This is a genomic window from Rhodococcus koreensis (genome assembly GCF_017068375.1).
Classification (GTDB): Bacteria; Actinomycetota; Actinomycetes; order Mycobacteriales; family Mycobacteriaceae; genus Rhodococcus_F; species Rhodococcus_F koreensis.
The window spans coordinates 3071110-3094455 of sequence record NZ_CP070609.1 but is presented as its reverse complement, the minus strand read 5'-3'; the positions used below and the strand labels follow the sequence as shown (position 1 = coordinate 3094455).

Sequence of the window (23346 nt, the reverse complement as noted above, 5' to 3'; positions counted from 1 at the left end):
CGCCAGTGTCGCATCAGCTCTTCCGCTTTCGGATGAGTTGAGTGGACTCGAGGGCCTTCTCTCGCTTCTCCGCCCGGCGCTCCTTGAGGGCACGTGCGGACTGTTTCGAACTCTTGACGGCGGACTTGTCGGCCATTGTCGGTCCTTTCCGAATCGGCAACCGCGAACTGACCTCGACCATACCCAACAAAAGAAATAAGTCCAGTTCAGCGGCCGAAATGCGAGGCGGCTCGGTGATGCCGGGTCGTGACGAGGGGTCGGGTGGCGCCTCGGCGGGCGGTTCCCCGGTCCGAGGGGCGCTACGCCCCCTTTTGTCCGGTCCGGTCGTCGTGAAACACCAGTCGGGAGCTTCCGAGGTGCAAGGCGCGCAGGAAATTTCACGGAGCTTGCTTATTTCTCACCGATGGCTATGGTGCAGGGCAGCGTTAGTGGAATCTATTTGGAGGACTGAAATGTGAGTGCAGCTACCGATCGTCAGTGGGCGGTTCGCGACGCTGTTCTGCGTTGGCTTCTTGCGAAGACAACGGAGGGTTATCGCAGCCCGATTCTGGACGCGGATGCCATCGGAGCGGAGGTCGGGTGGGTGGCCTCGGCGCTCACCCATGACGAAGTGGTCGACGCCTCGATGTTTCTCTTCAAGGAGAACTTTGTGACAGGCGTCCCGGTAATGGGTATCGGGATTCCACGACCGATGCTGACTGTCGCCGGACGCCGGGTGGCCAAGGCAGGCAAATCGTTGAGGTCCAAGATCGACGCTCACGAAGCGAAGTTGCGCCAGCGTCTACCGGCCCCGCTCGCAGAGACATCCGCGACGACGGCGGCCGTGAAGTGAACGAGAGAATGGCTCGACCGGTCACTCGACGTTGAGTTCGTGAGCCTGGGGTTGAATTCGGAACCGTTGGAGTCTGCACCGTCGTCGGGCACACTGCGCCGACACCGACGAGGTCACCCAGTCCGGTGGCGTTCCCCGAGGTAGGTGTCCGCGTACGCGCACTCTGCGGCGCGAAGGTTCGACCACATCGGCGACGGCCGGCAGGCGACCAACAGCGAAAAAAACTGAACGATAGGAGAATTCGATGATTTCCTACTGGATGACAGGGTGCTCCGGAGGTCGTAGCGTGGGTGCTGGACGGATTGGTCGATGGCGGGCAGTGTGACTCACGGTTTCGCCGGCCCGTCGCCGTTCGCATGGCTCGTCGATGGGCACGTTATTTGCTGGTGAGGGTGTAGCGGTCGGCGATGACTTCGCGGTCTTCTCGTGGGGTGACTGCATGCCCGTCCGTGATCTGGCCGAGTGCACTCGGAGCCAACCAATTGATTTCTAGACGAAGGCAGGAATCGTCCATCATGAGTGTGACATCCGACCGCAGGAGATCGTCGACCCTCACCGGTGCCGGGTCGATCAGCACCGCGGAGATCAAGGCCCGACTCGCCGTGATGTTCGCTGACGACAACGCCGACACCCCTTTGCCCTCGCTGCCGACTGGGCGCGAACTGAGCTCTACCGCATCACGATCCGCACCGGCCGCCACACCTGGCCCATCCCGAGGAGGACCTGTCCCGTGAATCTCAATGTCGCTCTACTGCTCCTTGTCCTCGCCGGCGGAATCGGTGGCACCGCCGTCATCCAGGCCGCGTTGCGCCGTTCCGCCGACCGCGGTCGACATGCGGTGTTCCACGTCGACGGCTGATCAAACTCGGTCAAGCTCGCCGGGGGTCGAGAAGGGCAGAGGTGAGCGATCCTGCGATGGGGGTTGGGTCTGGTACGGGCGCTGCCGCGGATCCCGTGCCGGCCCACGAACCTATCGACCTGCGTGACAACGCCGGTCCCGGCGGCGGCTGCGACCGCGGCTCGAACGGGCACGGTCGGGATGAGGCCATGCGATTAGCTCGGAGGTCGCAAATGACGAATCCGATGCCGGGCAACTCGGACAGATCCGGTGCGACGGCCGTCACGGCAGAATCGAGTGCCTTCATGTTGTCGATCAACTCGGTATCGGGGGTGCAGATTCGTCTCGCTCGAGGACTGATCGAGGCGGCGTAGCCGGGTTTGGGATCAAGTTTGTGGTGTATGAGTCACGTTCGACTCGTGATGTTTCAAGCCGCGAGTGCGCGGTGGCGGTTGCTTCTAACCGGCAAGGTGAACCATCGACCCTCCAGCACGCGTCGTCAGGGGAAATCGGCGCGTTTGCCGTCTCTGATCGTCGACGCCACCGCTGCAATCGCGACGCCGGAACGAGCCCCGCAGAGTGTGGTGCCCGGAGCGCCCCGCCGGATGCGGCATCCGCAAGGAAACCTCGGTCACACGGAGGGACCGGCCGGGACCGGCTCCTCGACGAGGTCGAGGGGAACGCTCTGTCGAGGTCGACGATCGGCGGCGATGAGATCGACGTCCGCACTTGACCGTAGATCGGGGAGGTGCGATCGGGCCGACTCTCTGGTTGACGTGGTTGACGACATAAGGCAGCATTATGGTTGACAAGGTTGACGCGAAAGGGCGGGTGTGATGACGTCGCTGGTGGAGCAGGAGAAGCGATTGATGGAGGAGCTGTCGCAGCGTGTGCACCGCACGTTCGCTGCGGCCGCTGCGGCCGGTGTGCCCACCGACGCGTTCGCGGACGTGCAGGCGATCGCTGATGCGATGTCGGCTGCGCTTCCCACCCATCATGTCTATGACCAGGTCGTGGGCCCGTTTTACGATACGGCCGGGCTGACTCGCTGGTGGAATGTCAGTCGGCAGGCGGTGAGCAAGAGGGTCGCTACCAACGCGGTGATCGCCTGCCAACTCGAAGAGGGGCAGTGGGTCTATCCGGTGTGGCAGTTCACCAGCAGCGGCACCGTGGATCCGACGCTGGTGCAGGTGTGGCGTGTCCTGCGTGCGGGGGCGGACCCGTGGACGTGTGCGCTGTGGCTGCGGGCACCGCAGGATGCGTTCGGCGGTAAGACCGCGGCGGGCTGGTTGGCCGAGGGCGGCCGGGTCGACCCGGTCCTGGCGGCGGCCCGCGCGGACGTGCAGCGGTGGGAGGTGTGAACCGTGAGGACGTTGCTCTTCGGGCGCCCGGACCACGCACGCTCACGGGGTTTCCTGGTTGGCGGTTGACTGGGAGGCGGCAGGTCAAGCGTGGTCACCGGGTCTCGAATGGGCCGTGGTGGTTCTCCTCTTCGGGTGGCGGACGATTCGATCTGTCCGCACCGCGGGGCACGTGTTACGTCGCATTCGATGAGGCGACGGCGATCCGGGAGACGGTGGGGGAGGCGTTGGCATCGCTCGGGGTGATCGCCCACGACTTCGCGGCCGAGCGGGCACTGTCGACTCTCCGGGTACCGGGCACCCATGACCTCGCCGACACGTGCGCTGACGCGGCTGCCGCGTTCGGGCTCACCCGGGAGTTGTGTTCGATGACACCGTACGACGTTCCCCGGTCGTGGGCGGCAGCGTTCGATGTCGAGTTCGACGGCATCCGGTATCAGACGCGTTTCACCACGGGCCCGGCGGCGAATGCGGCCGCAGTGTTCGGTCCGGCCGGTGAGGTGTCCTGGCCTGTGGACCCGCGCCCGGAGTCTTTCATGGCGGCGGCGAGGCGTTGTGATATTGCGGTACAGCCGCTTCCGCGGTCGGTCCGGGTCCTCGATCCGCCAACCTGACGATCCAGGGCCGGCTCGGCAGGGCGATGTGTCGCGCGTCGAGTGCCGGACACAGCAGCCGTGCGTGGAAGCGCCGCGTCCGTGGCCCGTGCTGCGAGGGGGTCGCGGTCCCGTGATCGACTGACAGGGCGTTGTTCATTGTTTCTCTTTGGTTTACGACGAAGCTGCGGGGGTGCAACAGGGCAGTTCCGAGGGGACTATCGCTCCCTGAGCAAGTCAGCCACCCTCGCTGTTGCTGTGAAAGCGTTCGGCATAGTCGATGTACCAGTCGAGGGCGGCGGCGTCGGCGACGGTGGCGCGGTTGATCGCGGTCTCGGGAGCCACTCCCTGGATCAGCTTCTTGACGGGAATCTCGAGCCGCTTGCCGGTGCGGGTGGTGGGAACTGCAGGAACATCGATGATCTCGTCCGGAACGTGCCGGGGCGAGGTCTGACGGCGGATCGAGGTGCGAATCTTCTCCACGAGAGCCTCGTCGAGGTCAAATCCTTCGCGCAGCACCACGAACAGCGGCATGTGATAGCCCCCGTGGGGTAACTCGGCGCCGATCACCAGTGCCTCGGCGATCTCGGGAAGCGTTTCGACGGCTTGATAGATATCCGCCGACCCCATCCGGACACCGCCGCGGTTGATTGTCGAGTCCGACCGACCGTGGACCACGCAACCGCCGTCGGCTTCCATGCTGATCCAGTCGCCGTGCCGCCATACCCCGGGATAAACATCGAAATAGGCTTCCCGGTAGCGGTTTCCGTCGGGATCGTTCCAGAAGTAGATCGGCATCGACGGCATCGGTGCGGCGATCACCATTTCCCCGACCTCGCCGACGACCGCCTGACCGGCCTCGTTCCAGGCCTGCACATCGACCCCCAGGTAGGGGCCTTGGAGTTCCCCGACGCGAACAGGGGAGATCGGGTTGGCGCCGATGAATCCGGTGGCCACGTCGGTGCCGCCGCTGTCCGACCCCAGGTGCACGTCCGCGCTGACTGCGTCGTAGACCCACCGCCAGGTGGTGTCCGGTAGCGGCGAACCGGTCGACATGATCGACCGCAACCTCGACAGGTCGAAATCGGTACCGGGCTGGGTGCCGCCCTTTTCGCACAGCGTCAGGTAGGCCGCGCCGGTGCCGAATCTCGTTGCCCCGTAGCGGGCGCAGACCTCGAATTGGTGGTCTGGCCGGCCGTAGGTGGGGCTGCCGTCGTAGGTGATCACGGTGGCGCCGACCGCCAGGACGTCGACCAGCATGTTCCACACCACCCAGGCGGTGCTCGCGGCGATGAACACCCGATCGGCGGGGCCGAGGTCATAGTGCAGCGCGTTGGCCTTGAGGGATTCGAGCAGGATTCCGCCGTGCGAGTGGACGATGCCCTTGGGGAGGCCGGTGGTGCCGGAACTGTAGAGGATCCACAACGGGTGATCGAACGGCACCTGCTCGTACTGTGGTGCGGCGTCCCCGACGACGAGGTCGGCGTAATCGGCGACCTCGGGCGGGAGCCGCCCCTCGAGGCCGAGGTTGCGGACCACGATGGTGTGCCGCACGGTTGGGAGCTGTTCCAGCAGTGCGGAGAAGACGTCGCGGCGGTCGATGCGCTTGCCGTTGAATTGGTAGCCGTCCACCCCGATCAGCACGGTCGGCTCGATCTGCGCGAACCGGTCGACCAGCCCTTTGACGCCGAAATCCGGTGCGCAGCAGGACCACACCGCACCGACGCTGGCCGCGGCCAGCACCGCAACGACGGTGGGGGCGATGTTCGGTAAGACCGCGGCGACCCGATCGCCGGAACGCACTCCGATCTCGCGGAAGTGCGCGGCGAGGTTGGCGACCTGCGCGACCAGCTCGGCCCGCGATAGTTCCCCGGTCGTGCCCGTCTCGTTTACCGAGATGATCGCCGGCCCGGGCTCGTCGACGTGACGGAGGAGGTTCTCCGCCCAGTTCAGCCGAGCGCCCGGGAACCACCGGGCACCGGGCATCCGCGGGTCGGCGAGCACCGTTTGCGGCGGCGCCGAGGCGATCACGTCGGAATACTCCCAGATCGAGAGCCAGAACTTGTCGAGGTCACTGATCGACCAGCACCAGAGCGAATCGAAATCGTCGGTGGGGACATTCTTCTCGGTAGCGAGCCAGCGTTGGTACCGGATGATGTTCGAGGCCGAGACCCGCCCGGGCGGCGGCGTCCACAGCACTTCACGTCCTGGCGTGGTCATAGTCGTGCGTCCTTTCCGGTGGGTCCCGCCGTCAGCGTGAGAGCACGGTGCCGAGTGCGCGGGTGAGCTCGTCGGCGGGGTCGGCGGCGGTGCCGGTGCTGCGCCAGGCGACGTGGTTGTCCGGACGGACCAGGATCGCCCCGGTGTCGTCGATCTGGCGGAGTTCGCTCCACCGGCCGGTGGGGTCGGTGCCGTCGCCGATCTGCGCGACCTTGATCTGGACACCGAACTTGTCCATGGCGAGTCGGGCGGCGTCGGACCATGCGGCACCGTCCGTAGCAGTGATGAGCACGAAGTGAGCGTTGTTCCCGGTGAGGTCGTGGGTGGAGATCTGTCTGCCGTCGTGTTCGATCCACGCGTGGGGCAGTCGGTGCCCGGGACGGGTGGTGGGGTAGTACGTGTGCCCCATCGGGTCACGCGGCGGTGCCTCGGTGCCGTCCGGGACGAGTGCCCCTTCCGGGTAGGAGAAGCCGATCTCGAGATCGTGAGCCTGGAATTCGGTGCGCTGGGTACTGATCACCTCGGCTGCACGCGCACGGCGGGTTTCACCCATCGGGGTGTCGGAGAAGAAGTCCCGGAACACCTGGACCTGAGCCTCGACGGGCTGCCCGGGGATCAGGCCGAGACCCGCGTCGATGACCATGTGATTGAGGAAGGTGAACATGGCCCAGTCGACATTGCGCATCCCGACAAGGCGACGTTCGGGCTCGTAGGTGTTGAGCAGGGCAGGGGCGGCGTCCCCTTTCAGGACCGCAGCCAGCTTCCACGCCAGGTTGTGGGCGTCCTGGACGGCGGTGTTCAGACCCAGTCCCGTGGTCGGCGGGTGTCGGTGTGCGGCGTCGCCGGCGAGGAAGATGCGGCCCACCTGGTACTTGTCGGCGAGCACACCTTCGAGGATCCAGTGGCTGACCTTGTGGACCGTCATCTCCAGGTCGGGCAGCTTGAGTAGTTCGCGGATCCGGGGAACGATCGCGTCTTCGTCGAAGCGAGCGGGATCGTCGGGCCGGAAGGTGAAGTGGAGGACGAATTCTTCCGAATGTTTGCCCCAGGTCGGCCCCATCGCGGCCATGGCGCCGCTGCTCCAGGACCCGGCGCCCTCGGGGTTGAGGAGCCAGGTGATCAGGACGTCGTCTTCCCACCACTGCGACAGGTCCGCGGTGAAATGGGTGCTGACCATGTCCAGGATGCCGCTCGGGCCCTCCATCGTGATTCCGAGTTCGGGGCCGACGGTCTTGCCGCCGTCCGCGGCAACCATGTACTGGGCGTGGACGGTGTAGGTCTCCTGCGTTTCCCGGTTCACGATGACCGCGTGCACACCGTCGTCGTCCTGCTCGAACGAGACCAGCTCACGACCGAAGTGTATCGAGCCCGGTGCCCGGTCCTCCGCATGCTGCCGGAGCAGCCGTTCGAGACGGATCTGGGGGTAGTTGCTGGACGGGCACGGGCTGTCGACTGCGTACGCACTCTCGAGCCGTCCGCCGCCGAACGACTCCAGCGTGAACAGGGTGCGGCCGTCGAGTTCGCCGTCACCCCCGAGAGAGGTCACCCATCGGGTCTTGCCCATCTTCCTCGGCGGGGTGCCCACTTCGTAGATCGAGTCCGCGACGCCGACCTGGCGCAGCACCTCCATCGTGCGCTGGTTGAGGTAGTGGGCCTTCGGCAGGTGGGAGGTGCCGGTGTGCCGCTCGACGAGATGGTGATCGATGCCGTGCTCGGAGAGGAGGATCGAGGTGGTCAATCCGCACCCGCCTCCACCGACGACGAGTACGGGGACGGTGATGTCAGACATGGTGTGTGCTCCTGGAAAGAGTGGTGAGGGGGTGCGGACGGTCGGTGGCGGCGAAGCGGTGCCGCATCTCGCCGATGCCTTCGGCGCGGCTGACGAGTTCGTCGTCGAAACCGATGAGCCGTTGGGGATCGCGGGTGAAGCCGATCCCCGAGGGGGTGCCGGTGAAGATGAGGTCGCCGGGGCACAGCGGCAGAATCGAGGACAGGTAGGACACGAGGACCGGGATCGGGAAGATCAGGTGCCGGGTCCGCGACTTCTGCATGAGCTCGCCGGAGAGGACCGTGCTGATCTCGATGTCGTCGGGGTCGCCGAATTCGTCGGGCGTCACGAGCAGGGGTCCGATCGGGGCGAATCCGGCGAAGGACTTGCCGAGGTTGAACTGCTGTGGCGGGGGACCGGACAGCTGCAGGTCCCGCTCGGACAGGTCCTGGCCGAGGGTCAGCCCGGCCACGTGGTCCCAGCCCTGGGAGGCGGGCACGTTTCGGGCTTCCTTGCCGATGACCGCCACGAGTTCGACCTCGAAATCCACCGAGCCACCGGGGTGTTCGATGGTGTCGTACGGCCCGGCGATCGACGCGGGGAACTTGGTGAACACGAACGGGGCGTCGGGCAGTGTGAGCCCGGATTCCTCGACGTGATCGGCGTAGTTGACGCCGACGGCAAAGATCTGGCCGGGCCGGGGAACCGGAGCGCCCAGCTTCGACTCGTCCACCGGTACCCCGTCCGCCAGGTCCGCGGTGCGTGACCAGGCGGTGAACTCGTCCCACCGGTCGAAAATCTGCTGGGGTTCGGCGGAAAAGTGGCCCCCGCTGGCCGTCTCGACGTCGACGGCAACGCCGTCCGCCACGACCTGGAGCCGGCCGGCTTGGTTTGCTACACGCATGAAGATTGTCCTTCGGTGAAAGAGAATTGCCGCTGTGCCGAGCCGAGCGTGAGTTCGAGTGGGGTCAGCTGGTCAACGCCGCCATCGGGTCGGGCAGGTCGGGGCTGGTCTGCAGGGCCCAGGAGTGGGTGGTGATCTGCGAGATCGGGGTGCCGTTCACGAGTGCTTCCCGCATCAACTCCGGTACGAACGACACTCCGACCGGGTTGTTGCCGTACTCCGGGCCGTTCATGTAGGCCGTTGCCTCGTCCGGGGTGGTGAAGTTGTCGATCTGGAGTTCCACGAAGTTGCCGTCCGGATCCTGGTAGTACAGCGACGTCGTCACCCCGTGCTGGATCGGCACTTTCGGCTCGATCCCCCGCTCCTTCAGGGAGTCGTAGCGATCGAGCAGATCATCGAGAGTGTCGAACGTGTAAGCGGTGTGATGCATACCCGACGCGCCCGGGTTCCTCGGTTCGAGCTGCACGGGCGCTCCCAGCAGCGCGACCCGGTGGTGTTCCTCGTCGAACGTGATGAAGCACAAACCGTGCCCTTCGTAGACCACGTGCGCGTCCAGCACGGTGCAATACCAGTCGCGCATCTCCTCGAACCGGCTGGTCTGTAGCACGACGTGCGCGAACTTGGGGGTGGCGGTCATCGTTGACTCCTTTGTGTCCACGGTCACTCATGGGTGGTGTAATGCGAAACATGTGTTGACGACACCGGGTGAACGCCATGTCCGAGAGACCCGGTGCTGTGGTGCCCGTCACTGATCGATGACACAATTTCATTCAATTTCAGCGCGTGTTGCTACTGGCTGAGGACCAGGAACACTCGAGGAATTTGGGTTCGAGCCCAATTCGGGCGGATCGTAGTGGTCGGGGGCAGAGTGGAAGGATGTCGAGTGCCGCACTGGACTCACGAACTCGCGGGCACCCGCGCCCGGCAATCCGAACGCGAATGGCTCAGTCCCGACGCGGATCGCATCCGCTCCACCCTGGGCGACGGCGCTGTGACCTGGGCTGTCGAGGTAGGCGAAGATATCGCGACCAGGATCTCGCGGGAAATGCCGATCCTTCGGGAAGGAGCCTCACAGCCCAGTGCCGTGCGCAGGGCGACGACGTCGACAGCACTACGGGCCCTGACATTGGTCGCCGGCCTCGGTGAACCCGATACCTCCCTGGCGAGTGCCGAGGTCGAGGAGGTTGCGGTGGACTTCGCCCGCCGAGGCCTGGAACTCAATGATCTTCTCGGCTCGATCCGAGTCGGGTACGCCGTTCTCGCAGCCGCCATCCTCGATGCGGCCCTCCGGTTGATCCCGCCGGCGGAGAGCAGCGCTGAGTTGCGGCGGGTCTCGGTGCTGCTCTTCGAGGTCTTGGACCAGTTCACCGGAGTCGCTGCCACTACCTTTCTCGAGGAGCGGAGCGCCTGGGCGGCCGGGGTCTCTGCCGCTCGACTCGATTTCGTCAAGAAGATCGTCGAGGCCGAACCCGTCGACCCTTCTCGCGCAGACGAGGTGCTGGGATACCCGCTCGGCGGACACCATCTGGCGATCATCGCGTGGAGCGGGCCGCACGCGGGTCACGATCTGCGAAGCATCGTCGACCCTGTGTTGCGGCACTGGGGAATTCCTACAGCAACGCTGGTGATTCCCGTGGGACTTCAGACGATATGGGCGTGGGGTGCGGTCTCCCCGGATCAAGGGCATGTCCTCCGAGAGCCTTTGCCGGAATTCGGTGACATCTCCGTCGTCGTCGGCCAACTGGGATCCGGAGTGGATGGCTTTCGGCGCAGTCACATGGAGGCCAGGGCAGTGGAGCGGATAGTGCGTCTTCGCGCCGATCAGCCGCGCACCACGTGCACGCACGAAGATGTCGCCCTCGAAGTGCTTCTCCTCGCCGAACCAGATGCCGCCGCCGGATTCGCCAGTCGCCTGCTCGGCCCCCTCGCCGACGACGACGCCCGGACTGCCGATCTGCGATCGACCCTCATTCGCTATCTCGACATGGATCACAGCCTGGCCAAAGTCGCTGCTGCCGAACATATTTCCAAGAACACGGTCACGTATCGAGTCCATAAGGCTTTGAGCCTGTGTGAGCATCCACCTGGAGCCTCGACCACCAACCTGCGGGCCGCACTCAGGGTCCACGAATGGCTCCGAGGTGGCACCACGTCCCGGCCCGACGCCTGAATCAGCGGTCCAGGCGATGTGAGTTCGCGCCGATGTTGGTCTCTGGACCAATGCCGGGCGAGAACGCTGGGCTCTATCCCAGTGCGAACCCCGCCACCCTTGGGCTGTAATTGTGGCACACGCCACACAGTGTGTGCGGGTGGAACCGGATGCTCGCTGCGCCCTGCACTGCCGATGAGCTTTGAATTGTGATGTTTTGACGCAACTTTCGTCGACCGAAGTCTAGGAATATCGGCACGTCTTCCGCCGCTGCACCGTCCTGCTGAGGATGCCGTTCCGGAACTGATGCTGTGAAAGGCTGGTTATGAATCACGAGTGGGACGAAACCGTAGATGTTCTGGTCGCGGGAAGTGGAATCGGAGGTCTGGGTTCTGCCGTGATCGCCGCGGCGGGCGGCGCCGAGGTCACCGTCGTCGAGAAGGCTTCCGTCATCGGTGGAACTACCGCGAAATCCGCTGCTTACATGTGGATTCCGAACAACAAATATCTGCGCGCCACCGGACGCACGGATCCGCGCGACGATGCCCTCCGGTATATGGCGAAGCTGTCGCGCCCCAGACTGTACAACCCCGACCATCCCACCCTGGGTTTGCCCGAGTGGGAGTACGACGGCCTGACGGCCTTCTACGACAACGCCTCGGATGCGGCCGAAGCGTACGAGAACCTCGCGGGGCTGAAGTTCGGGCATGCTGCAGACTTCCCCGACTACTACGCGCACCTTCCCGAGGACGCGGCTCCGACAGGCCGCGTGCTGTTCCCGGAAGAAAGCGAAGGTGGGCCCACCGGCGGATCGATCCTGATCGAAACTCTGGCTCGGGCTTGTGAACGTGCCAACGTCCCTGTTCGCACAGATTCCCGTGTGGTCGAGCTCGTTCAGGACGCGACCGGTGCGATCATCGGTGCCGTCGTCGAGTCGGCAGGACGGACAATCCGCATCCGGACACGCCGCGGAGTAATCTGCGCCACCGGCGGTTTCACCCAGGACCCGGAATTGCGTCTGCGCTTCTTGGACCATTCCTACGTCGGTGGTTGTGCGGCTCGGACGAACACCGGCGACCTTCTCGCAATCGCACGCGAGGTCGGCGCCGATCTGGCAAATTTGAACGTGGGCATGCGAGCCCCGATGGTCCTCGAGCGCCTCCAGAAGGACCCGGTGGCCGTCCGCGGCTCGTTCATGATTCCGGGCGACTCGATGATCATCGTCAACCGGTTCGGCAAGCGCGTCATCAGCGAGAAGGTGCCATACCACGACTTCGCGCGGGCGTTCTTCGACTGGGACAGCCAGCAAGGCACCTACCCGAACAACCCGCTCATCGCAATCTGGGACGACCCTGCCCGGCGATTCGGCGGAGAGGGCTTCGGCAACCCCATCCCACCTCAGGGTGAGGACGACTACTGGGTCATCAAGGCCGACTCGTTGGCGGACCTCGAAAAGGGAATCGCGGAACGGCTCGAGACGCTGCGCGAATATACCGGCCCGATCGAGTTGGACACGGATTTCGGTGCCACACTCACCGGCACCGTCAACCGGTGGGCCGAGATGTCCGCAGAAGGCATCGACCACGACTTCGGCCGCGGTTCGACGCCGATCGAGCAGGCCCTGAGCGCCTATTTCGGTGTGGGGGCGGGACCGAATCCGATGATGGCCCCGCTCGCCGACCAGGGGTCCTACTACGCCACCATCCTGGGGCCGGCTCTCATCGATACTGCCGGCGGGCCGCGCGTCGACAAGAACTGCCAAGTCGTCCGACCCGACAGCACACCGATCACGGGCCTCTACGCCGTCGGGAACTGCGCTGCAACACCGTCCGGCGAGGCCTACTGGGCCGGCGGGCACACCATCGGATTCATCCAATGCTCCGCGTACCTCGCGGCTCGGCACATCACCAAGGTCTGACCCCTTCGAAGGCAAGGAAAGAACATGACCCAGACAACGATCGACCTCGATTCGACCACCCGTGTGTTCTACCGTGAGGTCGACGCCAACGACCCCGGAGTCTTCCAGCGTTGCCTTACTGCGGACGCGGTCTTCGGCTTCAACGACGTGGACCCGGTCGCGGGAGTCGAGGCCATCGGCGCCTTCGTGTCCGCCTGGAAAGGCAACTTCAAGGCCGTCCTGCATCAACTCGACAACCTCGTCGTCGACACGACGAAAAACACCGTTGCCGTGGAAATCACCGTGTCCTACGTCTTCCCCGACGGCAACGAGGTCAAGGTCAAGGGCTCGTCGTTCCTCGAGTTCGCCGGCGCCGACATCGCGAGCTGGCGTGTGTATGTCGACACCAGCCGATTGAGCTGAGCCCGCACTCGGATTCTCACATTCGACCCCCTAACACCACATCACCGACAGGAGAGATCGATGGGACGAGTAGAAGGCAAGGTCGCGCTGATCACCGGAGCGGCGCGCGGACAAGGTCGCAGCCACGCTCTGCGGCTCGCCGAGGAAGGCGCAGATATCATTGCGATCGACATCTGCGATCAGGTCGCGAGTGCCGACCACACGATGGGCACCGAAGAGGACCTGCAGGAAACTGTCGTTCTGGTCGAAAAACTCGACCGCAGGATCGTCGCGATCAAGGCTGACGTCCGCGACCGTTCCGCTCTCGAGAGCGCCGTGGCGGAGGGTGTCGCCGAACTCGGCCGCCTCGATATCGTCTCCGCGAATGCAGGCATCGCGTCGACGGGACCGCTTGTGGGCCTCCCGGAACAAACCTGGCAGGACGTCATCGACATCGACCTGACCGGTGTATTCCACACCATCAACGCTGCCGTACCTCATATCGTCGCTGGTGGTCGTGGTGGCTCGATTGTGTTGACCAGCTCCGCCGCCGGAGCGGCCGGGGTGCAGAACCTGGGTCACTATGTCGCTGCAAAACACGGCGTCCTGGGTCTGATGAAATCGCTCGCCCTGGAACTCGGACCGCAATTCATCAGAGTCAATTCGGTTCTTCCGACCAACGTCGACACCCCGATGATCCAGAACGAGACGATCATGAAGCTCTTCCTGCCGCACCTCGAGCACCCCAGCCGCGCCGATGCAGAGAAGCCGGATTCCAACTACCGTGCGGCGAACGTCTTGCCTATTCCGTGGGTCGATCCGGTCGACATCAGCAACGCAGTTCTCTATCTCGCCTCGGACGAGTCCCGCTACGTCACGGGAATCGCTCTGCCCGTCGACGCCGGCTTCCTGATCAAGTAAATCCAGCTACCGATCGGCTATGCGCCGCAAGTCAGGAGAGTTCAGAGTGAAAGCGTGGATGTTCAACGGTGTCGGGTCACCGATCGAACTTGTCGATGTCCCGGATCCAATCCCGGGTCCCGGCGAGGTTGTGGTGGATCTCAAAGCGGCCGGCCTATGCCACACAGACGTGGGCATCACAGACGGGACGATGGCCGAGATCCTCGGCTTCACCCCCATCATCCTCGGACACGAAGCTGCCGGAGTTGTCTCCGCTGTCGGCGACCGAGTCGAGACGGTCTCGATCGGAGACCGTGTCGCAGTCAGCGCCATGGGAGACGGCAAAAGCGGAGTTCTCGGACAGAAGAACATCGGGGTCGGACGCCACGGTGCGTACGCAGAAAAGACGCTGGCGCCGGCCGGCGAGATCATCCCCCTCCCAGCCACCGTGCCGTTCGAGCAGGCAGCTGCTGCTACCGATGCCGGCATGACGTCGTATCACGCGGTCTTCGCGCGCGGCGGCCTGAAACCCGGTACGAGAGTTGGCATCATCGGTCTCGGCGGACTCGGAATGACCGCCGCACGGTTGGCGGTGCTCGGTGGCGGTGAAGTCTACGCAGCGGAGATCAATCCCCAGGTACACGCGGCCGGAATCGAACGCGGCGTGAAGCAGGTTGTCGACGACGTCAAGGACCTCGCGGCGTTCGAACTCGACCTGATCGTCGACTTCGCGGGCTTCGGGACTACCACCGCCGGTGCAATCGAAGTGGTCAATAGCGGCGGCCGCGTCGTCCAGGTCGGTCTCGGCCGAGCCGAAGCGACCATCAACACCCATCTTCTGACCATGAAGGAGGTGGAGCTGCGTGGGTCGATCGGAGGAACGCCCGCCGATACCGTCGAAGTCTTGAAGTTCATCGCGTCCGGGGATCTGGCAATCTCGACGCAGTCGATCGGATTCACCGAGATCGGTACGGGCCTCGGGCAGTTGGCTCGCGGCGAAGTCGGTGGGAAGCGACTCGTCGCGCTCTTCGACTGACACAGGGAGTGCCACCGCACTCCATACTGGCAGAGTGTATGCGTCTGACACTGTCGCCAACGCGGCCAGAACGTTCGACTACGTGGCGGCGGCTTTCCACCGATCTCGTCAGCGATGGTTCCACGCCGTCACGTTGTCGGTGAATGGTGGATTGATCGAAACGCCGGAGGCATTCGAGAGCACGACCTCGAGCAGGGATTCGCCGCCTCGACGTCGTGTTCCGTCTAGAGCATCGAACTGCCACCGTTCACGCTGATCACCTGACCGGTTACGTAGGACGCTTCTTCGGAAGCGACGAAGGCTACTGTGGCTGCGACTTCCTCGACGGTCCCGGGGCGGTTCATCGGAATGAGGTTGCGCATCTGGGCGCCGAAGACCGCCATGTCCTCCTTCGCTTCGGGGGTCGCGGACGCCAATTTGGCTGCGGCCTCTGGTGTCTCGATCCACGCGGGGGCGACCGTGTTCACGGTGATTCCGGAATGCGCGAACTCTCGTGCGAGTCCGGTACCGAACGCATGGACCCCGCCCTTGGCGGCGTTGTAGATCGCGTGCCGGTACAGACCGTTGCGCACGGATTCCGCTCCTATGTGCACGATCCGGCCGTAACCGGCGTCCACCATGTGGGGCAGCGCCTCGAGTGTGGTGTACAGGGTCGTCCAGAGATTGCGGTCGATGGTGGCCCGCAAGGTCTCCTCGGTGTGGTCGAACGTGGGAAGGATGACGCCACCGCCCGCGCAGTTCACCAGCACGTCTACCGCGCCGCATTCCGTGACAGTCCGTCGGATGAGGTCGGCGGCGTCCTCACGTTGTGAGAGGTCTCCGACGATTGTGGTCACGGACGCCGCGTTGCCGGGGCGAAGGTGCTCGGCCACCGCCTCCACCGCGTCGGCACTGATGTCTCCGAGGACGAGGTCCGCCCCTTCGTCGGCGAGTCGCACGGCGATGGCGCGGCCGATGCCGCTGCCGGCCCCGGTGACAACCGCAGTCCGGCCTTTGAATCTGTTCATGTGGTGCTGCTGCCTTCCTCTGGAATATGCTGGACGCGAGAGTGTTCAGTCTTCGTTCGGTGCTACGTACACCCGGCCGTCGCTCAACACGGTCCGATACTTCTTCAACGCCAGCACCGCGGGAAAGCACAGGGGTGCTCCGGTGCGGACGTCGAACCGGGCCATGTGGAGTGTGCAGAGCACCTCGTGGCCCTCGAGTTCGCCCTCCTCGCCCAGCGACCACTTCTCGTGACTGCAGGAGTCGGAGGTCGCGAAGAACTCGCCGTCGACGCGATAGACGGCGATCCCGCCATCCGCCTCCAAGCGTAGGGTTTCGCCGTCGGCCAGATCTTCCTCGTTGCACGCGAAGATCATTGCTGCGGTTGATATTTCCGGTGCCATGGTCGGCCCTCTCGTGATGCGCGGATACGGTGCGCGGTGACAGTTCAGATGATGAAACTGATCTTGCCCTGGGGATCGAGCATGTCGTGAGCGAGAACGGCCCGCTTCCTGCGGATCAGGAAGGAGGAACCGTGAGGGGTCAGGTCGTAGTCGTAGCGGCCGACATACGTGTCGAACTTGCCGGCTTTCGCGCGGTTGATGATGAAATTGGCTGTGACGGAGATCGACTCGTTGTTCTGTGTCAGGATTCGCACGTTGCCGACGATCCGGATGGTCTGTGAATGGGGAAATTCGGCGTGTGCTTCCGGTTTCTTCAGGCGAATCACCCTCTGTTCGAGCATGGTGCGGCCATCGTGGATGAGTGACCACGTGAGACCGGGGTCCGCGTCCGGCCGGTCCGTGGCGGGTACTTCGTACGTGCAATCGAGTGTGAACAGGTCGAGCCACTCCTCGAGTCGCCATTCGTCGATCAGGCCGGCTTCATGGAACAGGAATTCCTCGACGGCGTTACGCGTCGTGATGGTGGGTGTCTCTGACACGGAAGTCATGGGAGTGTCCTTCTGAGGTGACTGGCGGATGTGCGGCTTATCGAACGAGGTCAGGCATCGGCAGCCTGCTTGTCGAAGGGAACGAACGACGTGCCTTCGGTGGGGAGCTGCTGTCCGGTGATGCGCCGGTTCCATTCCCGCCACCAGGACCGCATCTGCAGTTCGTCGTTGGCCGCCGGCACGGGCTTGCCCATTCCCTTCGACACGTCGGACCAGCCGACCTCGCCGCGTGCGCCGAACCCCTTCTGCGCCTGTTCGAGGGCCTCGACATCATCGGGGGTCGCGAGGCCGGCCGGCCCCCAGAAGGTGAGTGCATTGTTGATGCGGTATCTGACGAACTCCTCGTCGGCACCCTTGGGGATGATCTGCCAACCGGTGACGAGCGTTTCCGATGGGCTCACCGGGTGGAATGTGCGCAGCGTCAAACCGAAGCTGAGATCGATCAGGATGAGGCTGGGGAAGAACACCGAATTTCGCGCGAGGCCAAACATCGCGTTGGCATAATTCTCACCGAAGGACTGTTCGGCCTGCGACCGCAGGCCGGCGAGGGTCTGCTTGACACTGTCGGTGGCCAGGGGAAGTCCGTTGGCCGGATACATCAATGTGGCGTGCCCGTTGGGGAATTCGGTTCCCATACCGGCCGGTGCCACACCGTTGACGGTCTCCTTGCCCAGCATCGGTGGTGTGGCACCGAGTTCCATCATCATTTCGAAGTAGGTGTGGTGAACGGACTTGGCGTGATACCCGTCGATGCTGTTCTCGACGAGGAGCTTCCAGTTGGCCTTCAGTGAGTACTTGTGGGTTCCCTCCAGGATCGCGACGCCTTCGGGGGACTGATCGGCTGCCAGATCGATGAAATAGCGGGCGTCGCCGAGGTACGTCAGCAGATCAGGCGCGTCGGGATCGAAGTTCACGAAGTAGAGCCCCCGGTAGGAGTCCACCTGCGCCGGAGACTGCAGACCCTTGTACACGGCAGCCGGCTCGCTCTTGTAGTCCTCGTTGCCGGGCACATTGACCAACTCGCCCGAGTTCCGGTACGCCCAGCCGTGGTAGAAGCAGGTGAAGATCTTCGCATTGCCGGAGCTGTGCCGGCAGACGGAGGATCCGCGGTGCAGGCAGGTGTTGAGCAGCACCCGGACGTCACCGTGCCGGTCCCGGTTGAAGATCACCGGTCGGCCGCCGACGTCCCGGGTCTGGAAGTCGTTCTTGCCGGGAATCTCGGACTCGTGTCCGACGTACAGCCACGTCTTGTCGAAGATCTCTTTTCGTTCGCGCTGCAACACGTACTCGGAAGTGAAGGCTTCACGGTTGACCCGGAAAAGGCTGTTCTCGCGGTCGTCGATGATGAATTGCTCTGCGGTCATGGGGCTGATCCGTTCTGGTGAGTGCGGGCCGCGCCGGCGGCGTGAGTTAGTGGTGGTCGGCGACGCGGGGATCGGTTGTGGTGATGTCCCGGAAGAGCCAACTGTCGGGATCGGAGCCGGTGGCCGGGACGACCAGCACGGCGGTGGGGCCGATTGCCATCCAGTTCCGTCCGTCGTCGTCCGGTTCGGCGGGCAGGATTTCCACGGTGGTGAAGACTTCGTTGCTGAGGTCGTGGGTCCCGATGATCACGTTGATCTTGCAGCCCTCGGTTTCGATGTGGAGGATCTTGTCCGGACCCCCCTTGAAATGCTGGATCTGACGCATGGGTGCCTTCCTTATCGGGCGGGTATCTGGCCGCCGACGAGGTCCGCGAGACTCCCGCCGCGACGGTGGTTCTTGCGGAACGCAGCGACTGCTCTGGGGTCGTTGACGCTGACCTGGGCGATCGGGTTGTGGTCGGCGTCGGTGTAGACGGCACGGAAGCGGCCCTCCGCGATCGCCCCCTCGCGATGGGCGAGTTCACCGAGCGAGGGCCTCCCGACTATCTGGATCCGGGAGCCGTACTGGTCCGACCACACGTACGGAAGCTGCGGTGCAGGGGGTTCTGCACCGGTCACGATCGCGGCGACCGCATCGGCCTGTTCGCCGGCACTGGTCCAGTGCTCGATCCGCGCCCGGATACCCAGCAGCGGATGCCGACGCAGGGCGAGGTCGCCGATGGCGAAGATCGACGGGAATCCCTCGACCTCGAAGCGGTCAGTGCAGTGCACCCCGCCGTCGACGGGAAGCCCGCTGTTCTCGAGCCACCGGGTGTTGGGTACTGCGCCGACGCCGACGACGACGAGGTCCGCCGGTACCTCGCTTCCGTCGGCAAGGACGACGCCCTCGACGTGCTCACTGCCCCGGAAACGTTCCACCCGCGCTCCGGTGATGAGCTGGGCACCGCCGAGTGTGTGGATCGACGCGATCTCGCGTCCGACCTCGTCGCCGAGAACCTGACTCATCGGGATCTCGAGTGCCTCGATCAGGGTGACGTCGAGGCCGCGCCCCCGCGCCGCGGAGGCGAATTCGGCGCCGATGAAGCCTGCGCCAACCACAGCCACCCGCGGTCTGCCGGTGAGAGCTTCTCGCAGAGCCGTAGCGTCGTCGAGCGTGCGCAGCGTGTGAACCCCCGCCGGCACGGCAGGAATGGGGAGGGACCGTGCGTGAGCACCGGTAGCGATCACCAACTGCTCGTACGAGAACTGCTCACCGGTGTGGGCGATCACTACCCTCCGTACCGGGTCCAGAGCGGTGGCTCGCACGCCCAGCCGGACGTCGAGGTCGAACTCCGCTGCGAGCTCCGGTGTGAGGAGCCGCGGAACATCCGGGGCGTGCCCCTCGGCCAGGAGGTCCTTGGACAGAGGGGGTTTGTCGTACGGCCAGTGCTCCTCGCTCTCCAGGAGCACGATGCGCCCGGCGAAACCGCGCTGCCGCAATGCGATTGCTGTTCTGGTGCCTGCAACCGAGGCGCCGACGATCAGGAAGGACATAGTCGAAACGTAGCCACGTATCACGCCCAGGTGGTGTGCAGTTCCGGCCGCTGGAACCGCGAATTGGTGACGAGTCGGCGAGCATGTAGCCCGGCTAGCGTCGACTGGCGCGCGTCCGCGACAGGATCCGCAGAATGGCGGCACCTGCGACGTTGGCGGCGACGGCTGCCGACGCCACGCCCAGCAATGTTGCAGGCGTGCCGATCGCATAGGAACTGTGCAGCCAGGCGATCGCCGTCGGTAGTCCGAACCCCAGGTAACCCAGGCAGTAGACCCGGCCGGTCATCGTCCCCAGCCGGCCGGGCGGGGCCAATCGCTCGCAGTCACGCAAGCACCCGACCAACGTCAATCCGTATCCGACGCCCAGCACGGATGCCGCAACCACGACCAGCCAGATCGACGCGGTTGCGGCGGCAAAGGCGGCGGCGAGCGTGCCGGCCACGAAGAGTGTCAGTCCGATCCCGCGGGCCGGGCCCGATCGTCCCGCCGTGCGCCCGACGAGTCGCTGCGCGACGAAGCCCAGTCCCAAACTCAGTAGACACAGCAGACCGGAGAACGCCGTGTCGAAGCCTTCCAGCTGAGGCGCCACGATGGGCGGGAGCACCGCGTACGCGATGCCGAGGGCGCCGAAGATCCACGGTGCCGCGGGTATCACCAGGAGGTGGAATGCGCGGGGAAGAAGTATTCGATTCCTCTCCAACGGTTCTGGCCGAGCCCGCACCGGGCTGTTCGTCGTCGTTCGCGCGATCAGCAGGGCGGCAGCTACACAGAGAACCCCGTGCAGCAGAAAAGCCGCGGTGGTCGGTGCGGGCGCCCACTGGGCGAGGGCGCCCGCGGCACCTGCACCCATCGCGAAGCCGCTCGTCAGACTCATTGCCGACGCTCGTGGAGCACGGCCGGGTGAAGTGGTCAGCGAGTCGAGCGCCAGCCCGCCGACCACCATTCCGATCCCCAGAGCCATGCCGGTCGACATTCGCCCGGCGAACATCAGTGCGGGGTAGTGTGACCCGGCTGCGACCAGTATCGAACCCAGCGCGCTGACGGGTACGGCGAGAACGAGGGGAGTGCGGGTGCCCCAGCGGGCCGCCAGCCGATGCGCGAGGAGGAGCGAGGGGATCAGGCCGATGACATACGCGAACAGCAGTGTGTTCACGGCGAGTTCGCTGAACCCGCGCTCCGCCCGGTACATGGTCAGCAGCGGAGTGAACTGATTGCCGCCCCACGCGACCACGAACATTGCCGCACAGAGTGAGAACCAGTTCCGGTCGCGATGCCCGGCTCGCAGCGATCTTGCCGGAGCAGGTGGTGAGATTTCGGCCGGCACGGACTGCGGTCGGGGCATCGGACACTTCCTGGATTGGCGGAGGCGGAAACAACCGATGGCCGACGCCGAATCGTGGATTCCGGCGTCGGCCATCGGTTGTCATCGGAGAATCAAGCAGAGACCAGGGAGCGATCGATCAGTGGCAGTTCGGGTCGGCGATCGGAGACGCCGGCGGCGTCGGCGAGATCTCCGGAAACCCTCCCGTCGCGGAAGAATTCGAGGAAGACCGGGTTGAACAGGTCCGGTCGGTCGGTCTGGCCCTGGTGGCCACACTCGTCGGGATAGAAGAATTGCACGTTGGGCAGGTGGTCTTCCTGGACGTACCCCCACTCGACCGGTGTCAGGATGTCCTGGCGTCCGTAGAGGTAGAGCCCCGGAGTGCTCAACCGGTCGAGGCGCCCCTTGGTGACCAAACGGGCGGCGCGATTCTCGTCCGTCCAGTCCGTGATCCGCCGGTACTGCAGGAGAGTGGGCCAGAACTTCGCGTGCGCGTCCATCCGGTCTCTCGCGGAGAGGTAGCGCATGTCGATCAGATCTTCACTGATGGCCTCACCGCGATGGATGATCGCCTCCATCATCGTGCGCATTCCCTCGCGTGTGCCGTCGTAGGCGGTGAGACGGAACTCGCCCGCCGGCGGGGTCAAGTGCTCCGGGACGACGTCGCCGACATCTCCCGCGATCAGAATGAAGCTCTTGACCTTGTCCGGGTGTGCAACCGTGTAATTGACCGTGTTCATGCAGCCCATGGAGTTTCCTGCGAGGTGGAACTCGTCGAGGCACAGTGCGGTGGCGAACTGGTCGATGAAGTCGACGAAGGACTCCATGCCGTCCGGCCAATACTCCGCACGAGTATCGGACAGGCCGAATCCGGGCATGTCGGGGCAATAGACGCGGAAACCGTTCTCGCCGAGGTAGGGGGCCATGAAGCGCCATCCCGCGAGGCCTGAGGAGCCGGGCAATCCGCCGTGGAGCAGGATCACGGCGGGGCCCGACGTGCCGGCGGTCATGTAGTGGGCGCGGGCGCCGTTCGCCAGTCGGACCCAACGGCTGGCCAAGCCGGGAACGTCGACGAGATTTTCAGCAGTGAGTGCCATGGTGATCTTCCTTTATCGGTGAGAAGTGGTCGGTGACGAGTGCGCCGGATGCCAGTCCGAGAAATTCGAGCGCATTCTCGCGGAGGATTCTCGGCACGGTGCCGGGCGGCAAATGCTGTGCCACAGAGTTCAAGTCCGCCAGTCCATCTCCAGGTTGTCCCGGAATGAAGGGGTGGTCGCTGCCGAGCAGGATCTGGTTCGGGCCGAAGCGGTGTACCAACGCAGGCAGGAGTCCCGGGTCGAAGACCAATGTGTCTGCGTAGAGACGTGATACGAGGCGATCCAGATCGTCTGGGACGTGTGTGGCGGCCAAGTGGGCGCCGAGGCGCAGTCTCGGGTATGCCCAGGGAAAGGTGCCGCACCCGTGGACCATGGCGATGCGTAGTCGTCGATGACGGTCCAGCACCCCGCCGAAGACAAGCGCGGTAGCCGCCAACGCGGTATCCGAGGGCATCCCCAGTCCGAAGTCGTAAGTGAACCCCGAACGGCGCACCGCGCCACCGCCTCCGTCGACGGGATGGACCATTACCGCGAGTCCGAGACCGTCGACCGCATCGAAGAAGTACTCGAGTGCCGGGTCGTCCAATTCCATCCCGTTGATCCGTGTGCCGATCTCGATCGCCCGCAGTCCCAGAACTGTGGACAGGTAGTGAAGTTCGGATAGGCAGTCCCGGGGAGACAAGAGGGGAACTGTTCCGATTCCGATGAGCCTGCCATCGCCGTCTTCCACTGCGCGGGCGGTGGACTCATTGATCCACCGGCAGTACGCGGCGAAGGGTGCCGGCGCGGCGCCGTACTCCAGGGTGACCGGAACAGGAGAAATCGCCTGAACCCCGACACCCGCGCGATCCATGTCCTCCAAGCGCGCCGGCACATCCCAGAGAGCGCGCCGGACGGCGCGGAAGTCTTCGGATCCGCGGACGAGCCGTCCCTCCGCGGGAGAATCGAGCACCAATCGGGGTGCTCGCGGAAAACCTGCGATGACGTCGGCAGGGGGTGCGTCCCGGGGGAAGTAGTGCGCATGCACATCGATGGTGCCGGGTGGAACCACGAGGGTCTCCTTTCGCGCGCATCCGTGGCGTGTTCCGTCCGGCCTGCCCGCGTCGTCGGGCAAGCCGGACGGAGGGAACGTTAGGGGCTCGGTGCGGCTGCGGCCGCTGTAGTTCCGGGGGCTGGAACCGATCGGCGGGCACGT

At 64.7% G+C, this 23346-nt stretch carries 24 protein-coding genes; 9 read left to right on the top strand and 15 right to left on the bottom strand.

The genetic code is table 11. From position 1 onward, the window contains the following. Positions 1 to 13: 13 nt before the first annotated feature. Positions 14 to 136 (bottom strand): hypothetical protein, encoded by a 123-nt coding sequence (locus tag JWS14_RS51160; protein WP_009476095.1) that lies wholly within the window; start codon positions 134 to 136, stop codon positions 14 to 16. A 318-nt stretch (positions 137 to 454) separates the two neighbouring features. Here JWS14_RS51160 and JWS14_RS14290 point away from each other — a divergent pair, with 318 nt between their 5' ends. Further along, positions 455 to 832 carry a serine recombinase gene (locus JWS14_RS14290; RefSeq protein WP_072937127.1) on the top strand — a complete coding sequence of 126 codons (378 nt, stop codon included), beginning with the start codon at positions 455 to 457 and terminating at the stop codon, positions 830 to 832. Positions 833 to 1208: 376 nt separating this feature from the next. On the opposite strand, the gene JWS14_RS14285 is transcribed toward JWS14_RS14290, so the two are convergent. Next, positions 1209 to 1454 (bottom strand): hypothetical protein, encoded by a 246-nt coding sequence (locus tag JWS14_RS14285; RefSeq protein WP_143548905.1) that lies wholly within the window; start codon positions 1452 to 1454, stop codon positions 1209 to 1211. 108 nt (positions 1455 to 1562) lie between these two features. On the opposite strand from JWS14_RS14285, the gene JWS14_RS51155 reads away from it, so the two are divergent. From JWS14_RS51155 to JWS14_RS14275, 3 genes are all read left to right on the top strand, one after another. After that, on the top strand, positions 1563 to 1691 hold the full coding sequence (locus JWS14_RS51155; protein ID WP_255314948.1) for a hypothetical protein: 129 nt from the start codon (positions 1563 to 1565) through the stop codon (positions 1689 to 1691). An 815-nt stretch (positions 1692 to 2506) separates the two neighbouring features. Further along, on the top strand, positions 2507 to 3031 hold the full coding sequence (locus JWS14_RS14280; RefSeq protein WP_072937129.1) for a hypothetical protein: 525 nt from the start codon (positions 2507 to 2509) through the stop codon (positions 3029 to 3031). Between the two features lie 65 nt (positions 3032 to 3096). Next, a complete protein-coding gene (locus tag JWS14_RS14275) occupies positions 3097 to 3645 on the top strand; it encodes an RES family NAD+ phosphorylase (RefSeq protein WP_241031343.1) in 549 nt (182 codons plus the stop codon). 216 nt (positions 3646 to 3861) lie between these two features. Here the strand turns inward: JWS14_RS14275 and JWS14_RS14270 are convergent, their stop codons facing one another. The 4 genes from JWS14_RS14270 to JWS14_RS14255 all read right to left on the bottom strand — a co-directional run bounded on the left by JWS14_RS14270 (position 3862) and on the right by JWS14_RS14255 (position 9153). Next, positions 3862 to 5844, bottom strand: coding sequence for an acetoacetate--CoA ligase (locus tag JWS14_RS14270; protein ID WP_206013570.1), 1983 nt, complete (start codon positions 5842 to 5844; stop codon positions 3862 to 3864). Positions 5845 to 5875: 31 nt separating this feature from the next. Beyond that, positions 5876 to 7633, bottom strand: coding sequence for an FAD-dependent oxidoreductase (locus JWS14_RS14265; protein WP_206013569.1), 1758 nt, complete (start codon positions 7631 to 7633; stop codon positions 5876 to 5878). Further along, entirely contained in the window at positions 7626 to 8516 is an 891-nt protein-coding gene (locus JWS14_RS14260; RefSeq protein WP_206013568.1) for a fumarylacetoacetate hydrolase family protein, read from the bottom strand. Before JWS14_RS14260 ends, JWS14_RS14265 begins: the two co-directional genes overlap by 8 nt. Positions 8517 to 8580: 64 nt before the next feature. Further along, entirely contained in the window at positions 8581 to 9153 is a 573-nt protein-coding gene (locus JWS14_RS14255) for a VOC family protein (RefSeq protein WP_072937134.1), read from the bottom strand. Positions 9154 to 9399: 246 nt separating this feature from the next. On the opposite strand from JWS14_RS14255, the gene JWS14_RS14250 reads away from it, so the two are divergent. From JWS14_RS14250 to JWS14_RS14230, 5 genes are all read left to right on the top strand, one after another. Next, complete coding sequence (locus JWS14_RS14250; protein WP_206013567.1) at positions 9400 to 10686, top strand: PucR family transcriptional regulator; 1287 nt, start codon at positions 9400 to 9402, stop codon at positions 10684 to 10686. Between the two features lie 304 nt (positions 10687 to 10990). Beyond that, positions 10991 to 12583, top strand: coding sequence for an FAD-dependent oxidoreductase (locus JWS14_RS14245; protein WP_206013566.1), 1593 nt, complete (start codon positions 10991 to 10993; stop codon positions 12581 to 12583). A 24-nt stretch (positions 12584 to 12607) separates the two neighbouring features. Beyond that, entirely contained in the window at positions 12608 to 12985 is a 378-nt protein-coding gene (locus tag JWS14_RS14240; protein WP_095862174.1) for a nuclear transport factor 2 family protein, read from the top strand. 60 nt (positions 12986 to 13045) lie between these two features. Further along, complete coding sequence (locus tag JWS14_RS14235; protein WP_206013565.1) at positions 13046 to 13885, top strand: mycofactocin-coupled SDR family oxidoreductase; 840 nt, start codon at positions 13046 to 13048, stop codon at positions 13883 to 13885. 19 nt (positions 13886 to 13904) lie between these two features. Further along, positions 13905 to 14900 (top strand): zinc-binding dehydrogenase, encoded by a 996-nt coding sequence (locus JWS14_RS14230; RefSeq protein WP_206013564.1) that lies wholly within the window; start codon positions 13905 to 13907, stop codon positions 14898 to 14900. Positions 14901 to 15124: 224 nt separating this feature from the next. Here JWS14_RS14230 and JWS14_RS14225 read toward each other — a convergent pair whose 3' ends face one another. The 9 genes from JWS14_RS14225 to JWS14_RS14185 form a co-directional block, all read right to left on the bottom strand. Next, a complete protein-coding gene (locus tag JWS14_RS14225; RefSeq protein WP_206013563.1) occupies positions 15125 to 15907 on the bottom strand; it encodes an SDR family NAD(P)-dependent oxidoreductase in 783 nt (260 codons plus the stop codon). Positions 15908 to 15952: 45 nt separating this feature from the next. Then, on the bottom strand, positions 15953 to 16261 hold the full coding sequence (locus tag JWS14_RS14220; RefSeq protein ID WP_206013562.1) for a non-heme iron oxygenase ferredoxin subunit: 309 nt from the start codon (positions 16259 to 16261) through the stop codon (positions 15953 to 15955). Between the two features lie 71 nt (positions 16262 to 16332). After that, complete coding sequence (locus tag JWS14_RS14215; RefSeq protein ID WP_206013561.1) at positions 16333 to 16836, bottom strand: aromatic-ring-hydroxylating dioxygenase subunit beta; 504 nt, start codon at positions 16834 to 16836, stop codon at positions 16333 to 16335. A 50-nt stretch (positions 16837 to 16886) separates the two neighbouring features. Next, entirely contained in the window at positions 16887 to 18200 is a 1314-nt protein-coding gene (locus JWS14_RS14210; RefSeq protein ID WP_206013560.1) for an aromatic ring-hydroxylating oxygenase subunit alpha, read from the bottom strand. A gap of 46 nt (positions 18201 to 18246) precedes the next feature. Next, the gene (locus JWS14_RS14205; protein WP_072937155.1) at positions 18247 to 18525 is read right to left on the bottom strand and encodes a hypothetical protein; all 279 of its coding nucleotides are present in this window, start codon (positions 18523 to 18525) and stop codon (positions 18247 to 18249) included. Positions 18526 to 18536: 11 nt separating this feature from the next. Then, positions 18537 to 19733: an NAD(P)/FAD-dependent oxidoreductase gene (locus JWS14_RS14200; RefSeq protein WP_095862180.1), complete on the bottom strand. Its 1197-nt coding sequence runs from the start codon at positions 19731 to 19733 to the stop codon at positions 18537 to 18539. 94 nt (positions 19734 to 19827) lie between these two features. After that, a complete protein-coding gene (locus tag JWS14_RS14195) occupies positions 19828 to 20970 on the bottom strand; it encodes an MFS transporter (RefSeq protein ID WP_072937157.1) in 1143 nt (380 codons plus the stop codon). A 197-nt stretch (positions 20971 to 21167) separates the two neighbouring features. Next, positions 21168 to 22151, bottom strand: coding sequence for an alpha/beta fold hydrolase (locus JWS14_RS14190; protein ID WP_072937158.1), 984 nt, complete (start codon positions 22149 to 22151; stop codon positions 21168 to 21170). Continuing rightward, on the bottom strand, positions 22135 to 23202 hold the full coding sequence (locus JWS14_RS14185) for an amidohydrolase family protein (RefSeq protein ID WP_072937159.1): 1068 nt from the start codon (positions 23200 to 23202) through the stop codon (positions 22135 to 22137). Before JWS14_RS14185 ends, JWS14_RS14190 begins: the two co-directional genes overlap by 17 nt. Positions 23203 to 23346 lie beyond the last annotated feature (144 nt).

Coding starts and splice junctions, on each gene's coding strand:
- JWS14_RS51160 (WP_009476095.1), bottom strand. CDS start 136: ATGGCCGACAAGTCCGCCGTCAAGAGTTCGAAACAGTCCGCACGTGCC.
- JWS14_RS14280 (WP_072937129.1), top strand. CDS start 2,507: ATGACGTCGCTGGTGGAGCAGGAGAAGCGATTGATGGAGGAGCTGTCG.
- JWS14_RS14270 (WP_206013570.1), bottom strand. CDS start 5,844: ATGACCACGCCAGGACGTGAAGTGCTGTGGACGCCGCCGCCCGGGCGG.
- JWS14_RS14265 (WP_206013569.1), bottom strand. CDS start 7,633: ATGTCTGACATCACCGTCCCCGTACTCGTCGTCGGTGGAGGCGGGTGC.
- JWS14_RS14260 (WP_206013568.1), bottom strand. CDS start 8,516: ATGCGTGTAGCAAACCAAGCCGGCCGGCTCCAGGTCGTGGCGGACGGC.
- JWS14_RS14255 (WP_072937134.1), bottom strand. CDS start 9,153: ATGACCGCCACCCCCAAGTTCGCGCACGTCGTGCTACAGACCAGCCGG.
- JWS14_RS14245 (WP_206013566.1), top strand. CDS start 10,991: ATGAATCACGAGTGGGACGAAACCGTAGATGTTCTGGTCGCGGGAAGT.
- JWS14_RS14240 (WP_095862174.1), top strand. CDS start 12,608: ATGACCCAGACAACGATCGACCTCGATTCGACCACCCGTGTGTTCTAC.
- JWS14_RS14235 (WP_206013565.1), top strand. CDS start 13,046: ATGGGACGAGTAGAAGGCAAGGTCGCGCTGATCACCGGAGCGGCGCGC.
- JWS14_RS14230 (WP_206013564.1), top strand. CDS start 13,905: ATGCGCCGCAAGTCAGGAGAGTTCAGAGTGAAAGCGTGGATGTTCAAC.
- JWS14_RS14225 (WP_206013563.1), bottom strand. CDS start 15,907: ATGAACAGATTCAAAGGCCGGACTGCGGTTGTCACCGGGGCCGGCAGC.
- JWS14_RS14220 (WP_206013562.1), bottom strand. CDS start 16,261: ATGATCTTCGCGTGCAACGAGGAAGATCTGGCCGACGGCGAAACCCTA.
- JWS14_RS14215 (WP_206013561.1), bottom strand. CDS start 16,836: ATGACTTCCGTGTCAGAGACACCCACCATCACGACGCGTAACGCCGTC.
- JWS14_RS14210 (WP_206013560.1), bottom strand. CDS start 18,200: ATGACCGCAGAGCAATTCATCATCGACGACCGCGAGAACAGCCTTTTC.
- JWS14_RS14205 (WP_072937155.1), bottom strand. CDS start 18,525: ATGCGTCAGATCCAGCATTTCAAGGGGGGTCCGGACAAGATCCTCCAC.
- JWS14_RS14200 (WP_095862180.1), bottom strand. CDS start 19,733: ATGTCCTTCCTGATCGTCGGCGCCTCGGTTGCAGGCACCAGAACAGCA.
- JWS14_RS14195 (WP_072937157.1), bottom strand. CDS start 20,970: ATGTTCGTGGTCGCGTGGGGCGGCAATCAGTTCACTCCGCTGCTGACC.
- JWS14_RS14190 (WP_072937158.1), bottom strand. CDS start 22,151: ATGGCACTCACTGCTGAAAATCTCGTCGACGTTCCCGGCTTGGCCAGC.